The 15,385-nt window shown below is 53.4% G+C and carries 10 protein-coding genes; 2 read left to right on the top strand and 8 right to left on the bottom strand.

The annotated features are described in order from the left end of the window. Positions 1–14: 14 nt before the first annotated feature. On the bottom strand, positions 15–1,451 hold the full coding sequence (locus DW096_RS14040; RefSeq protein ID WP_005831197.1) for a glutamate decarboxylase: 1,437 nt from the start codon (positions 1,449–1,451) through the stop codon (positions 15–17). A 202-nt stretch (positions 1,452–1,653) separates the two neighbouring features. Here DW096_RS14040 and DW096_RS14045 point away from each other — a divergent pair, with 202 nt between their 5' ends. Next, positions 1,654–2,871 carry an MFS transporter gene (locus DW096_RS14045; RefSeq protein WP_117963152.1) on the top strand — a complete coding sequence of 406 codons (1,218 nt, stop codon included), beginning with the start codon at positions 1,654–1,656 and terminating at the stop codon, positions 2,869–2,871. Between the two features lie 29 nt (positions 2,872–2,900). Here DW096_RS14045 and ald read toward each other — a convergent pair whose 3' ends face one another. From ald to DW096_RS14075, 7 genes are all read right to left on the bottom strand, one after another. Further along, positions 2,901–4,007, bottom strand: a complete 1,107-nt coding sequence (gene ald / locus DW096_RS14050; protein WP_117963150.1) for an alanine dehydrogenase — start codon at positions 4,005–4,007, stop codon at positions 2,901–2,903. Between the two features lie 132 nt (positions 4,008–4,139). After that, positions 4,140–5,141 (bottom strand): fimbrillin family protein, encoded by a 1,002-nt coding sequence (locus DW096_RS14055; protein WP_057089516.1) that lies wholly within the window; start codon positions 5,139–5,141, stop codon positions 4,140–4,142. A gap of 32 nt (positions 5,142–5,173) precedes the next feature. Beyond that, entirely contained in the window at positions 5,174–7,453 is a 2,280-nt protein-coding gene (locus DW096_RS14060; RefSeq protein ID WP_057282086.1) for a leucine-rich repeat domain-containing protein, read from the bottom strand. A gap of 87 nt (positions 7,454–7,540) precedes the next feature. Further along, complete coding sequence (locus DW096_RS19300; RefSeq protein WP_153880862.1) at positions 7,541–7,717, bottom strand: hypothetical protein; 177 nt, start codon at positions 7,715–7,717, stop codon at positions 7,541–7,543. A gap of 60 nt (positions 7,718–7,777) precedes the next feature. Continuing rightward, positions 7,778–9,838: a leucine-rich repeat protein gene (locus DW096_RS14065; RefSeq protein WP_158589301.1), complete on the bottom strand. Its 2,061-nt coding sequence runs from the start codon at positions 9,836–9,838 to the stop codon at positions 7,778–7,780. A 225-nt stretch (positions 9,839–10,063) separates the two neighbouring features. After that, the gene (locus DW096_RS14070) at positions 10,064–11,626 is read right to left on the bottom strand and encodes an ATP-binding protein (RefSeq protein WP_118931191.1); all 1,563 of its coding nucleotides are present in this window, start codon (positions 11,624–11,626) and stop codon (positions 10,064–10,066) included. 119 nt (positions 11,627–11,745) lie between these two features. Beyond that, positions 11,746–13,542 (bottom strand): AraC family transcriptional regulator, encoded by a 1,797-nt coding sequence (locus DW096_RS14075; RefSeq protein WP_022400816.1) that lies wholly within the window; start codon positions 13,540–13,542, stop codon positions 11,746–11,748. A 78-nt stretch (positions 13,543–13,620) separates the two neighbouring features. Between DW096_RS14075 and DW096_RS14080 the strand changes: the two genes are divergently transcribed. After that, positions 13,621–15,339 (top strand): M23 family metallopeptidase, encoded by a 1,719-nt coding sequence (locus DW096_RS14080; protein ID WP_118931190.1) that lies wholly within the window; start codon positions 13,621–13,623, stop codon positions 15,337–15,339. The last annotated feature ends 46 nt before the right edge of the window (positions 15,340–15,385 follow it).

A 15,385-nucleotide genomic window follows, 5' to 3' on the forward strand; every position in this document is an offset into this window, starting at 1 on the left:
AATCGTAAATTAATTTATTTTTTATGAGTACGGCATCCGTGGTTGAATATTTTGGTTTCCACCGGCAGGTTCTTTTCCTGTGCCATACGGGTAGGCGTCGGATAGTCCAGTTTCTCCAGTTCGGTGATGGCATTCTTGATGTCACCCAACAGCATGTCTGCCATGTCGCGGCTGAATCCCTGGCGGACAACGACACGCATAACGACGTAGTCTTCCAGTTTTGAAGGCAGTGTATAGGCGGGTACCATCCAGCCGTGCTGTGACAACTTGTCCTGCAGGTCATACAGAGTCCATTTGGCAGCTCTTGCATATTCCGGTTTCAAGTACCAGATGAACAGCGGGTTCACAACTTCGTCGGAATAGTTTACGAACGGAGCCATCTTGCCGATTTCGTCATGGATATACTTGGCGATGGTCAGAGAGTTGTACTGTACTTCCTTGTAACCCTGGAATCCCAAACGGATGAACTGGTAATATTGACCCAGAATCTGTGCGGCAGGACGGGAGAAGTTCAGGCCTACCTGAGTAATGTTGGCACCGAGGTAGTTTACGCTGAATGACATTTCTTCGGGCAGATATTCCTTGCCTTTCCAGCAAACCCAGCCCAGACCCGGATAAACCAGACCGAATTTGTGTCCGCTGACGCTGATGGAGAGTACCCACTTCAGACGGAAGTCCCATTTCTTTTCAGGATAGAGGAACGGGAGGATGAAACCGCCGCTGGCGGCATCTACGTGGATAGGAATGTCGTAGCCGGTCTTCGCATTGTAGGCATCGAGGGCTTTGTCGAGGGCTTCGACGTCATCGTTCAGTCCTGTCCATGTAACGCCTTGGATAGGCACGATACAGATGGTGTTCTCATCACACATCTTCAAGGCTTCTTCGGGGTCGAGCGTGGTCTTGTCCAGTGTCAAAGGCACTTCACGCATTTCAATCTGCCACAATTGGGCGAATTTTTCCCATACCACCTGGAAACCGGTTGAAATAACGAAGTTGGGTTTGTCGAACGGTTTGCCTTGTGCCTGACGTTTCTTGCGCCAGCGCAACCAGGCTGCCACACCACCCAGCATACATGCCTCCGAGGAACCGATGGCAAGTGCGCCGGTTTTCCAGGTTTCTTTTTCAGGAGAGTTCCAGAGGTTGGCCACGATGTTGATACATTTACCGTTCATTACGGCGATGCGCGGATATTCGGTCTCGTCAATGTAGTTGATGTTGATGGCTTCGTTCATCAGCTTGGTTGCATATTCGTCCATATAGGTAGTGACGAATGTAGCCAGATTCAAGCGAGGCTGCGTTTGGGCGAAGGTCTCGTCTTTCACCATCTGATAGGCGATTTCCGGGGTAGTAGGTCCGTCGGGAATCTTTTCTACGGGTGAGGGTTGTAACATACGGTTTGAACCGAATACTTCAGTTTTTGCATCTCCTTTTCTGAAATTCAAATCTTCCATATTAATAAGTTTTTTAAAGGTTTAGGCGGCGGGGCTTTTCCCCGTCGAATTTCCCACAACAACGGGGTTTGCGGATGAAAGTTCCGGGGTTTTGCATTATTTGGCGTTTATTAAAGGGCAGCGTAGTAAAATCTTAAAAAACGAACATTCTGAAGGTAGGTTTGTTGTTCCCACATTATTCATTTAATTAATATACTACTATATGAAAATCAATACCGGAAGGGGTACAATCCCCCTTATCACGCTTGTCGGCATTTGGTCAGTCTCTGCATTGACTTCCTTGCCGGGATTGGCCGTATCACCTATTTTGGGACAACTTACTACCATTTTTCCACATGCCACAGAACTGGATATACAGATGCTTACCTCCCTGCCTTCGCTGCTGATAATTCCTTTTGTGCTGTTGGCGGGCAAGCTGGCCGAGAAACGTGACTTTGTGCGTCTGCTGAAAGCGGGGCTTTGGATGTTTGCCACCAGTGGGGTACTTTATCTTTTTTCGGATAAAATGTGGCAGTTGATGGTGGTCAGCGCTTTGCTTGGCATCGGTTCGGGGGTGATTATTCCGTTGTCCACCGGTCTGGTTTCACGCTATTTCACGGGGGAATATCGGGTGAAGCAGTTTGGTTACAGTTCTGCCATTACCAATGTGACGCTGGTTGTGGCAACGGCGGTGACTGGGTATCTGGCAGAGGTAAACTGGCACTTGCCTTTCGTGGTATACCTGCTTCCGTTGGTTTCTCTGCTGCTTGTCGGATATTTGAAGGGGGATACCGGTCAGCCGCAGATAGCAGAAGATACAGCTGCCGTTGTTCCGGAGGAATCCAAGCGTGCGATTTCCGGTAAATACGGCATCCATGTCCGCCATCTGCTACAGTTGATGCTGTTTTATGGCGTCACTACGTATGTAGTGCTGGCGGTTACTTTTGACTTGCCTTTTTTGATGGAGGCACATCACTTCTCCAGCGGAAATTCCGGATTGATGATTTCCTTATTCTTCCTGGCCATTATGGCTCCGGGCTTCTTCCTGGGGCATATCGTGAAGTGGATGGGAAAAAATACGAAATTTTACAGTCTTTTGTCCATTGCAGCGGGTTTGCTCTTGATATGGATTTCGCCTAAAGAATGGCTGATAATACCGGGATGTATGTTGGTTGGTTTGGGATATGGTGTCATTCAACCGCTGATTTATGACGAGACAGTAGATACGGCCATACCGGAAAAAACAACCTTGGCACTGGCCTTTGTAATGGTGATGAATTATCTGGCGATTCTATTGTCCCCGTTCATTACAGACTTCTTTCAGACCTTGTTCCACACTAGTTCCAAGGAATTCCCGTTTATTTTCAATCTCTGCATCACACTGCTCGCCATGTGGTGGGAGTATGCGAGGAGGAAGGATTCTTTGTTGGGGAAGTTATGAGTTATAACTTATAACTCATAACTCATAACTTATAACTCAATCGCCTCATATTTCAGCCCGAAGACGTCGGCTACAGCTTTGTATGTTACCTTGCCTTCCACTACGTTCAATCCTAGCGCCAGAGCCGGATCGTCCTTGCAGGCTTGTCTCCAGCCTTTGCATGCCAGGGCTACGGTGTAGGGCAGGGTGGCATTTGTCAGTGCCATGGTGGAGGTGAAGGGTACGGCGCCGGGGATATTGGCAACGGCGTAGTGTACAATTCCGTCCACAATGTAGGTAGGGTCGCTGTGCGTGGTGGGGTGGGAGGTTTCGAAACATCCGCCTTGGTCGATGGCAACGTCTACGAGTACGGTGCCGGGCTTCATCATTTTCAGCATTTCTTTGGTGATGAGATGAGGCGCTTTGTCACCGGGGATAAGGACAGACCCTATTACGAGGTCTATTGTAGGTAATTCCATTTTGATATTGTGAAGGGAAGAATAGAGTGTTTTTACATTCTTGGGCATCACTTCACTGAGGTAGCGCAGGCGGGGAAGGTTGATGTCGGCAATCAGTACCTCGGCACCCATTCCGGCAGCTATTTGTGCGGCATTGGTGCCCACAATGCCGCCGCCCAGGATAAGTACGCGTGCGGGGCGTACACCCGTCACGCCACCCATCAGTTTCCCTTTGCCGCCTTGGGGTTTTTCGAGGAAGCGTGCTCCTACCTGGGTGGCCATGCGTCCCGCCACTTCGCTCATGGGGGTAAGCAGCGGAAGTGAGCGGTCTTCTTTCTCTACCGTTTCGTAGGCGATGCAGACGGCGCCGCTTGCTATCATGGCTTCGGTCAGCAATTTATCGGCAGCGAAGTGGAAATAGGTGAATACCACTTGTCCCTTTTTTATCAGTTTGTACTCCGGTGCGATGGGCTCCTTTACCTTGACAATCATGTCGGCTATGGCATACGTGTCTTCAATGGTTGGCAACATTTGTGCACCTACGGCGATGTAATCATCGTCAGAGAAACCGCTGTTTGCGCCTGCAGAGGCTTGTACATACACCGTATGACCGCGTTTCACCAACTCGGCTACTCCGGCAGGGGTCATTCCTACACGGTTCTCGTTGTTCTTGATTTCTTTAGGTACTCCGATAATCATAACCTTAAAGTTTTTATTGAGGGGTTAAACATGGCGCAAGATACAAAAATGGAGGGTACAGTGTCTCCGTACCCTCCATGTTTAAGAACAGTTTTCGTTCTCGGTTATTCATTCTTCATCGTTCATTGTCCATCAGTTTCCAATGTCCATGCCTGCATCCCCTTCTATTTCATCTGTGTCCCATGCGGCGATGGTAATCCCTTTCAGCGTCAGCCCGGCCTTGTTCAGGCTGAGGTCGAAGTTGTAGGTTTTGTTGGCCTCGGTAGTGAGGTTTTCGCTGGAACTCATAGCCAGATAGTAGGTGTAGGTGTTGCTGCCGGAGGTGACTTTTACGAATTGGGAGCTATTGGTGAATGCCTGACCCGGCAGCACGATGGCGCGGTAGGTGGTGGCACCTGCAACGCTGTGGGCGTAGGTGGTGATGGAGGTGGTAGATGCAGCTGCAGCGTCGGTGGCAGCGGCATCATTAGCCTTTGTTACTTTGCCGTCTGCCAGATTCCACGTGCCGCTGAGGGCGAAGCCTGCGGAGCAGAGCAGTTCTACCTTGTCGATGGCGGGCAGGGAGGAGTAGCCGTTTCCTGCGGAGAGGGTGACGGTGATTTGGCTCATGCAGTGCTTCATGCTGATGCTTGCGTTGTTCGTTGCCACGGTGGTGCATTTGCCCCACAGCAGGTCGGAGGCTTCGTAGTCGGCGGCGGCGGTGCTGCTGTTGTTCTGGTCGGGCTTGATGCTGACGTTGGGCACGGTGTAGGTGTCGGTGGCGGTGTTGGTATAGGGATAGTAGGCGTAGAGGGTGTGCTGGTCGGTGACGTTCTGCCAGTAGAGGGGTTCGTCGGTGAAGCTGCCGTTTACCCATTTGGTGTTCTTGGGGTCGAGGGAGGCGCTGATGGGGGATTCATCGTTGGCACCCGTTTTGTGGGCGATGTAGAGGCCCAGTGCGTCGTCATCATCGAACTCGGTGGCGCCGATGGCGGCGCGGCTGATGGGGATATTGGTGCCGGTGGTGGTGAGCGAGAGCTTCACGTTGATGGGCTTGGTGATGTCCACTGTCTGGTCTGAATCGTTGTTACAGGCGGTGACCAGCAGGCCGAGGGTGGCTGCGAGGAGCAGCGTTTGGATACTTCTTGTTTTCATATTTGGTCTATTTATTTGTTGTTAATAATAAGTTACTTATCGGTTACTTTTGTGTAATTCTCGGGGTTTGTCAGCTCCGTAATGGTGGCTTCGGCAAGTGAAGGGCTTCCCTTGTAGTTATAGTATATGTTCGCCCAAGTCATCTTTCCCCAGGTGCGGCACTGGGTGATTTGATCGTCCTCGAGTGCGGTAACTCCGGTGAGGAAGAGGTTCTCGGGGGAGAAATTATAATTTCCGAGACCGTTTTGGGTGTCGTAGGTGGGGAGAGCGAAGCTGTTTTCGGTACCGGTGCCGCTAAGGACGATGCTCTTCAGGCCGGTGCAACCAAAGAAAGCATCTTCTCTGATGTCGGTGACTTGTGGCAGGTAGATGCTTGCCAGTTTCCCGCATCCGACGAAAGCTCCGATTCCTATATTGGTGACTTTTGGCAGGTCAATGCTTGCCAGGGCGGTGCAATCCTGGAAGGCTCTTTCTCCGATTCCGATGGCTTGTGGCAGGTCGATACTTGTCAGGCCGGTGCAACTCCAAAAAGCACTGACTCCGATGTCGGTGACTTGTGGCAGGTCGATACTTGTCAGGGCGGTGCAATTCCAGAAAGCATTTTCTCCGATGTCGGTGGCTTGTGACAGGTCAATATTTGTCAGGCTGGTACAATTCACAAAAGTACCATTTCCTATTTTGGTGACTTGTGACAGGTCGATGCTTGTCAGGCCGGTACAACCCTGAAGAGTATTATATCCTATTTTGGTGACTTGTGGCAGGTTGATGCTTGTCAGGCCGGTGCATTTATTGAAAGCATTATATCCTATTTTGGTGGCTTGTGGCAGGTTGATGCTTTGCAGAGTACTATTGCCGTTGGTGAAGAGATACCAATTCGTAGGCACTTCCTTCACCGGCTCCATATAGAGGTTTTGTACGTAATTATGGCTGCTGCCCAGCAATCCTAACAGCTCGCTCTGGTCCATGCCTTCCGGTACAGAACCGCTGATGAAGAGTTTGGAGACGAGGGTAGGGGGAGAAGAGCTTCCGGCGGCATTTATCGCTTCCAGCCTGCTCTTTACGGCATTGTAGGACGCTTCCGTCCCATCCAGCAGGAGGATGTTTTCCGGTGCTGTGCCTTTTATGTCGGTACTTCCGTCCGACACTTGCAGGTACTTGCCGGGGAGATAGAATCGGTTGCCGGTGGTGCCGCCGGTGACGCTGCCGGTCTCGCTGCTGCTGCCGATTGAGCCTCCGGCGCTATATACCTTGTCCGTAAGAAAAGAGAGGGTACCGTTTCCTCCGGCTTCGCTGCAAGTAGGTCCATTAGGGGGGAGGTAGTCTGGGCTGTATTGGTGGTAAGTGGGTATCATCAACGCCCGATGCACCGCCGCACCGTCCCGGCTCAAGGTGGTGACGGAACGGGTGTCGGTGAGCTTGTCAACAAACAGATAGGAGTGTATCCCGTCAGTAGAATTGCTCACAATGGGTGCCTCTCTCAGCGCCGTCACTCCGCCTGTGTAGGCGCAGAATACGGCTTTGGCAGGTGCTTTCAGCAGGACGGCGGCGGATGCGGTGGAGAAGATGTCCACTTTCACCAGGGCGCGTTGCATCTGTAGGGGGATGGGGTCGGCGGTGGGCTGGGGTATGCGGACGGCGAGGCCGGAGGTGCGCAGCTGTTCCCAGTAGGCGTAGTTCTCGGGGGTGAAGGCTTGGGGCAGCTGGAAGGTGAAGGCTTCGCCCGTCTGCAGGGCGTAGCTGCCTCCGCTGTTGCCGTCGCTGCCGGTATATGTCAATGCCTCCAGTGGCTGCATCTCTATGGCGGGGGAGATGGCGGCGAAGTAGTAGGCGGCGGCGTCTTTCTCCCAGCGGAGGAGGTTGGCAGGGTCGGTGGGCTGCCAAGTGGCGGAGGTGACGGCTTGCGTGCCGCCGTCGGTGCTGACGGAGGTGCAGGTGTAGTTGGCGTGGCTGTAGCGGACTTCGGCAGACGAGCCGTCTGCTGCCGACGACGACCTTACGGGCACGGTCATGAATACGGTGATGGTGGTTCCTACTTTGGGGAAGCCGGTTTCCGTGGCGGGTGTGCCGGTGGTTCCGTCGGCGCGTGTCTGCCCTCCTCCTTCTCCGGCCATGGGCGACTGCTGTTCCACGCTTGTGGCGATGCAGCCTATCTGTATGGGTTGGCCTATGAGGGAGGCTGTGGCTTCACTGTCGGCACCGGGCAGGGGGGCGGTGTCGGGGCAGATGTCGTCTGTGCAGGCGCAGGGCGGCAGCAGGGCAAGCAGCAGGGTGGGGAGCAGTAGCGTCCGGCGGAGGTGGTTCCTTGTTTTCATTCGTTGGGTGTCTTTTTTAGGGTTTCGTATAAGTAGGGCCGTTCGGGGTGGGGGTGCGCACCCTTATGGGGGTAGGGCCGTGGGGTGTTATCCCAACGGGTTTTCGCCGTACTTGCCCAGTTGCCGGGCTGTTTCGCGGGCTATCTCGGTGATGTCCAGTGTGCGGGGTTGTGTCTTGGCACGGAGGTAGAAGTCGTCCGTGCGCTCGGTCAGGGCGTTGTCGTAGGCCACGAGACTGATGAGCTTTTCAAAGGTTGTTGCCATGGGGTTTTGAATTATGAGTTATGAATTTTGAGTTATGGGTTATGGGTTATGGGGTTGGGGTTATTGGGGGGAGTCCTTGAGCCAGTGGCCGCTATAGTTGGCGGTGTCTGTCAGGCTGGCAGGATTATCCGCAGTCAGGTTGTAGTGGATGGCTTTCCAGGTGACACTACCCCAGGATTGGCATGTGGCGGCATTTCCTTCTGCCTTGAACATCTCTTCGGTGACATCGGTGAGGAAGAGGAGGGTGGCGGAGGTGCCTGCGAATGCACCATCACCAACGGTGGGCAGGAAGAAGCCAAATTGGTCGTTGGTGCCGCTGAGGACGACTTCTTCGAGGGCGGAGCAGTCGTAGAATGCGCAGACTCCTATGCTTGTCACTGCTTTGGGTATGCTGATTTCTGTCAAGCTGCTACAATACTGGAATGCGTAGCTTCCTATGCTTGTCGCTGCTTTCGGTATGTTGATTTCCTTCAGACTTCCACAGTAGTTGAATGCGCTTTGGCCTATCTCTGTCACTGTCTCCGGCAGTTGGATGCTCGTCAGATTCGCGCAGCTTTGGAATGTCCTCTCTCCTATCTTCGTTACTCCCGTGGGGATGCTGATTTCTGTCAGGCTGCTACAGTCGACGAATGCGTATTCTCCTATTTCTGTCACTCCGTCCGGCAGTTGGATGTTTGTTAGCTGGCGGCAATTAATGAATGCGTACTTTCCTATCTTTGTCACTTTCTTTGGCAGTTGAATGCTCTTTAGTGTCGTGCAGCTTTGGAATGCGCGCTCTCCTATACTTGTTATCCCTTCGGGGAGTATCACCTCTTGAAGTGCGGTATTTGTGTTATCCCCCGTTTTGCAAAATCCCTCCGGTATGGTTGTCGCCCCGCTTGCGGTGATGTAGAGGTGGCTGACCTTGAAGTATTTATTACCATTACTACCACCGATCATCTGCTCTTTCAAATTCGCCAAGTCCTGGTCGCTAATCTCCCCCGTAATCATTACCTTGATGGGGCTGTCTTGGCCGGCGCTTGCCAGTGCAGTCTTCAGTGCAGACCCATCTGCCAGCAGGCTTCCCGCTGTTTCGTTCTCCACTGTTACGAAGCTTTCTGCTTCCGTCGCCTCCACCAGTGTCGGGCTTTGCCATCCGGTGGACGTTACGCTCAATGCGCTCACCCCTGCTTTGTTTACTTTCAGTTTCAGCTCGTGGCAGGTATTGGCTTGGGTGGTGATGTCGTTGGTGGGGAGGTACTTATAGATGTCGTTTCCGATGTGGATGCTTATCATCAGTCGGTCTGCGGCAAAGGTCTGCCCCGGCAGCATCAGGGCGTAGTATGCCGACGAGGTATTGCCGTTCTTCAGCAGGCGGACATCGGTAGGGGTGGAGGCTTCGCCGTCGTGATTATGGATGACGGGCTCTCCGTCGGTATTCATGGTGAAGTAGGCTTTCGCTTGCTTGAGGTGTACGGTGGCCTTCTGCAGCTGTTCGGCGGTGATGCCGTCGCCCGGCAGCAGGTTGACGCATAGCTGCGCCATGCTGTGCTTCAGCAGCAGATTGATGGAAGAGGATGTGGCGGAATGTGTACCGCTGTAGTGCAGCAGGTCGGTGATGTGCCATTTATCGGCGGCAGCGGTATATTGCTTGCCGTCCCAGGCATTCAGGGTGCTCCCTGCGGCGGTGTTGGTTTCGTAGTCGGAGGGCATGTCGTAAACGGCAGGGGAGGAGGAAGAATAAGCGGGTCCCCACCAGGCGGTGAGGGTGTGGTTGCCGCTCCCTTGCCAGTAGGCGCGCTCGGTCTTGGTGGAACTCCAGCTGCTGTTGTTGCCGTCGTATAGGTAGGTGCCGGCAGATTGGGCGCTTCCGGCGGTGAGGGCTACGTGCAGCTTTTCGTCGTCTCTGAAGCTATGGCCGGATGCCACGCCGGGCACGGCATTGGCGGCACGGGTGTTTCCTCCTTCTATGCTTACTGTTCCCAGCGTCAGCGCTTGTCCGTTTCCCCGGTTTTCGTCCTGCCCGGTCAGTTCGTTGGTGCATCCTGCCAGTATCAGCAGGCATATCATGGCACCTATGGCTGCCGTGATGGCGGTCAGTGTGCGCAGCGTTTCCCATCCCTGTGAGGTCAGTCGTTTCATGATGCAGTTCTCCATTTGGGTTGTTATAGGTTTTATTAATGTTCCTTTGCAAATGTGTCTGCAAAGTTGTTAATAATGGTATAAACTGCCTAATTTTACCCCTCGGTGCTTGTCCTGCATTGTCGCCTTGTTGTCCTGAATTGTCGCACCCCCTCTCAGAAGTGCTTCCGGAGGGGGTGCGAAGGGAAGTGCGGAGGATGAAAATCCGTCCTTATGGGGAGGAAGTCATGCTTTTATCAGCCACCTTTCTATGTTGCGCGTCCGGGCGCTGAAGTTCACGCCTATCCTGAACAGTGGGCGACCGTCGGCTTCGAAGGGTTGCGCGTAGTGCTTTTCGTCAATCTGCCGCAGCGCTTCTTCGGCAGTGCCTTCGAACTTGAACTCCATGATGTAGATGTAGCGGTCTGTCTTCAGCACGAGGTCCACACGTCCCTCGGAGGTGTGATATTCCACTTGGGTATAGAATCCCACCAGCTTGAAGACAATGAAAAGCACGTTCTGGTAGTGCAGTTCGCGGTCGCCGACAAGTTCGTAGGGGGTGTCGGCAAAGAAACTTTGCAGGCGGCGGAAGAAGGCATCGGGCTGTCCGGATTCTATCTCACGTACAAACTTCTGTATCTCGAACGGTGCCTCTATCTTGTTGAAGCGGGTGTAGAACGGCATCAGGAACTTGACGAACCCTTCTTCCACTTCCCGGTTGGGGAAGCCGAGGCGGTAGAGTCCGAACCTTGGGTCGTACTCCTTAATCGTGAGGTATCCGCTTTGGAAGATGACGGGCAGTGGGTCTTCGTCGCCATAGATGCTGTTCAGCACGTCGGCGTAGGTTTCTGCATGGGCCATCTCCTCCAGGTTGTAGTGGTTGCGTTTCAGCAGTTCCACCAGATAGGTGGGGGTGCCCGTCTCGAACCAATAGCTGCCGAACTCCTGCTTGTCGAAGGTGTTGAGCAGGCTGAAAGGGTTGTAGATTCCGATGGAGTTGTGTGTGAAGTGGTAACCGTCGTAATCTTTCTGCAAGCGTTGGCAGGTTTCCTCGTAGGTCATGTTTTGCGCCTGCGCCAGCAGCCGGATGCTTGGGGCGAATTCTTGGCGCAGCTCTTCGTCGGTGACACCGCAAAGGGCAAGGTATCGCCGGTCCATGGAGATGTCGTTCAGGTTGTTGAGGTCGCTGAACACGCTGACCTTGCCGAACTTGGTGCCCCCCGTCAGCAGGGCAAACTGGATGCATCCGTCCATGGTTTTCAGTACGCCGTAGAAGGGTTTCAAGGTGTTGCGGAACTCGTTCTGCAGCGCTTTGTTGCCGATGGCTTGCAGCATGGGCTTGTCGTATTCGTCGATGAGGATGGCCACACGTTGCCCCGTCTGCTCGCAGGCACGCCTGACCACTCCGGCGAAGCGAAGGGCAAGCGTGCTTTCCGCCATTCCCGTGCCATAAAGCTGTTCCCATTCTGTCACAGCTTTTTCCAGCTGTTTGTCCAAGCTGTCCGGGGTGTCATACTTCCCTATATTCAGGTCGATGTGCAGCACGGGGCGTTTTATCCAGTCTTTCTCCAGCTTCTCCATCGCCAGCCCTTCAAAGAGTTCCTTCTTTCCCTGGAAGTAGGCTTCGAGGGTGGAGATGAGCAGGCTCTTGCCGAAGCGCCGGGGGCGGCTTAGGAAGTAGTAGCTGCCCGTCTTTACCAGCCGGTAGACAAGGGCGGTCTTGTCGACGTAGAAATAGCCGCCTTTGCGCATCTTCTCGAAGTTCTGTATGCCGATGGGGTAGATTTTGTTGCTCTGTATGGGTTCCATATTTCCGGTTCTCCTTTCTTATATATCACTTTTCTTATATATTACCTGTAACTTTCTTATATATTACTTGCAACGCACAAATATACGAATAGTTCTTGTAACTGACGGCCTGCAATCTGTTAAACTATAGGCTCTGTGCATGGTTCTGCGGACTTGTCCGGCAAAGTCTCCCGGTACTGCACGGGTGTCATGCCAAGCAGTTTGTTGAACGCCACATAGTAGGTGTTGCGGCTCTTGAAGCCCGAAGCGGTGGCTATGGCATCTATGGAATACATTCTGTTGTCTTTCAGCATCGATATGGAGTGCTCCACGCGCAGGCGGTTGATGTAGTCGCTGAAGCCGTCGGCACCGGCATATTCGCGCAAGAACGGGTTGAGGCGGTTCTTGCTCAAGGCCGTTATCTTCATCAGGTCTTCGCGGTTGAAGTCGGGGTTTAGGAAGGGCAGGTCGGTGAGCAGGGCATCTTCCATCTGCATGAACCGGCGGCGGTTGTCTTCATCGTCGGCAGCGGAGGGGGAAGTGTTGGCTTGAGCGGCAGGCGGCTCTTCGTTAGGGGCATCTTCCGGGTGAAGCGGCTGCCGGCGGTATGCCTTGCGCAGTTCTTCTTTCTGTGCCAGAAGCTCTTCTATCTGGCGGGCGGCTATCTGGTTGCGTTCGCGGGTGCGGCGCAGGTGGAGGTGCTTTTCCCATAGCAGGATGGCGAGCAGGATGGCGATGAAGCTGGTGGTGATGAACAGTACGCGTTGCCGTGCCAGCTTGTGTTGGGCTTCGCGTATCTGCGCATCCTTTTCCTGGGTTTGGTAGATGATGGCGAATTCGTGTGCCTGGCCGGCCTTTTCGCGGGCATAGATGCTGTCGGTCAGCATGGTGATGCGCTGTTGGTAGCTGTCGGCCAGTTCCGGACGTTTCAGTCCGCGGTAGGTGCGGGCATAGCGGTCCAGCAGAATCAGGTGGCCGTAGTTGAAGGTATCGGCCGGTTCGGCCAGGGCGGAAGAGGCGTCAAGAAGTTGCAGCACTTTATGGTACTGACGCGTACCCAGCAGGTAGGGGACGATTTCTGTTTGTCCTGCCTGCGATTGTGCAAAGCCGGTGCTTTGGTATTTCCGGGCGGTTTCGGCGGCTTTTTCGCTTTGTCCGTTTTGCAGGTAGTACCAGGCAAGTTTGGAGTAGAGGTAACCGTATTGCTGGTCTATGTATCCGGGCGGCGGTCCGGGCAGCAGGCTCATGCGGCTGATAACGTCGAGACGCTTCTCGCAGAGGGCAATGGCTTCGTCCAAACGCTCGTTTTCGGCCAGATAGGCGGACAAGTCGCCGTAGGAGGTGGATAGTTGGGCCAGTTCGCGCACATTGTCCGTGCCTTGCAGCAGTTCGATGGAACGGTACATGTACCGGAACGCTTTGTCGTCGAGCTTCATGCCTTGATACATGCGGCCCAAAGTGAACAGCAGTTCGCTTTCTTTGGCCTTCTGTCCTTGCTCCTGTGCCAGCTCGATGGCTTCGGTACAGATGCGGATGCCTTCTTCGTATTTGTTCAGGCGGTCGAGGGCGGTGGCGAGCTGCGTGAGGACTTGCAGTTTCCGGAGAGGAGTGTGCTGCACGGAGTCGCTTTGCAGGGCGCGGCGGATGTACCGCTCCTTGAGGTGGTACATACCTTGACGTTCGTAGACTGTGCCGCGTAGCATGTCGATGCGGAATTGCGGCAGGTGGGGAAGACGGCGGGCTTCGGCTTCGTCCAGCAGTGACAGAGCGCTGTCGGGCAGGGTGTAATAGATGCTGCGGATATGCTGTTCGGTCAGCAGGCTGTCGGGCAGGGAAGCGGAGGTTTTGTATCGGTTAGGGGTGCTTGCGGTGGAAAATAGGCTTATGGTGAGTGCCAGAGCAAGATAGAGGGGACGGAAGTAATGTATTTTCTCCATTGTTTATTTTCTCTTTTGTATGGCAAAGATAGGGATTATTTTTATCTTTGCCTGCGTTTATCATAAGAAGTTACTGCAATGAATATATACATAAAATCTGTCATTTTGTCTTTTTTCTTTATATCTGTCGGGGCTCGGGCACAAGAGGCTTCCTTCACTCCGCCTTTTGATTTTCCCATCATTTTCTCCGGTAACTTTGGCGAGATACGTGCCAACCATTTTCATGGCGGACTGGATTTCAAGACCGGTGGCGCCATAGGCAAACCGGTACGTGCGCTGGCGGACGGATATATTTCGCGTATCCGTGTCACCCACGGCTCGGGCTATGTGCTCGATGTGGTGTATGATAACGGCTATACCGCCATCTACCGTCATCTTAGCGTCTTTGTGGGTGAAGTGGCAAAGCGAGTGAAGGCTCTTCAGTACGAAAAGGAAAGCTGGGAAGTAGAGATAATTCCCGAGCCTGCTCCCGTGTCAGATGAGGGAGACGATAGAGATAGAGGCAGTAATAATCTCGGGGTGCATATCTTGGGCGAATATCCCGTGAAAGCCGGTCAGATAATAGCTTTAAGCGGAAACACCGGATACTCTTTCGGTCCGCACCTGCATCTGGATATGATAGAGACGGCTACGGACGAATATATAGACCCACTGCCTTTCTTCATGGACAAAGTGAAGGACAAGACTGCCCCGCGTGCCGAAGGTATCATGTTGTTTCCTCAGCCGGGCAAAGGAGTGGTGGAAGGTAAGCAGACGCGACGGGCTTTTCCGGCACATCCTACGAAACCCATTACCGCCTGGGGATTGATTGGTGCAGGCATCCGTGCTTATGATTATATGGACGGAGTGCAGAATAAATATGGCGTGAAGACGGTGATTCTCGAAGTGGACGGCGAGGAAGTCTTCCGCAGTACGGTAGACCGCTTTGCGTACGAAGAAAACCGCTATATCAATTCGTGGACACACGGCCAGTATATGAAGTCTTTCATCGAGCCGGGAAACCACTTACGCATGCTGCATGCATCCAACGGTAACCGTGGACTGGTGGACATCAACGAAGAACGCCCTTACCGGTTTGTCTATACGCTGAGCGATGCGCTGGGAAATACCTCCAAGGTCTGCTTCACGGTGCAGGGGCAGAAGACGACAATTGCTCCGGTGGAACATCGTGAGAAATACGCCCTCAAGTGGGACAAGGTGAACTATCTGCAGGAACCGGGGTTAGAATTGGTCATTCCGAAAGGAATGCTCTACGATAACGTCCTGTTGAACTATTCCGTGCGGGCTGATAGCGGTGATATAGCTTTCACCTATCAGTTGAACGATACCCGCATTCCGATGCACGATGCCTGCGATTTGCGTATCGGCTTGCGCCGGCGTCCGGTAGAGGATATGACCAAATATTATGTGGCGGGCGTAACGGCGCGCGGTGGAAAATACCGCATCGGCGGTAAGTATGAGGATGGTGTCATGAAAGTGCGTATACGGGATTTGGGGACTTATACCGTGGCAGTGGATACGGTTCCGCCGGTGATAACTCCCGTGAACCAAGCTCAGTGGGGACGTACGGGAAAAATCATCTTCAAGGCCAAGGACAAGGAAACCGGCATCAACACCTATCGGGGTACGATTGACGGAAAATATGCCTTGTTTGGAAAGCCCAACTCCATCAGTGGTAACCTGGTGTGCGAGCTCGACCCGAAACATGTGGAGAAAGGCGGCAAGCATGTGGTGGAGATGACGGTGACGGATGGCTGTGGCAACTGTACCACCGAACAGTTTGAATTTGTATGGTAAAGCCTCTCCCCCGACCCCTCCCCCGTAGGGAGGGGAGGTCGGAAGT

Source organism: Bacteroides sp. AM07-18 (assembly GCF_003602695.1).
Classification (GTDB): domain Bacteria; phylum Bacteroidota; class Bacteroidia; order Bacteroidales; family Bacteroidaceae; genus Bacteroides; species Bacteroides uniformis.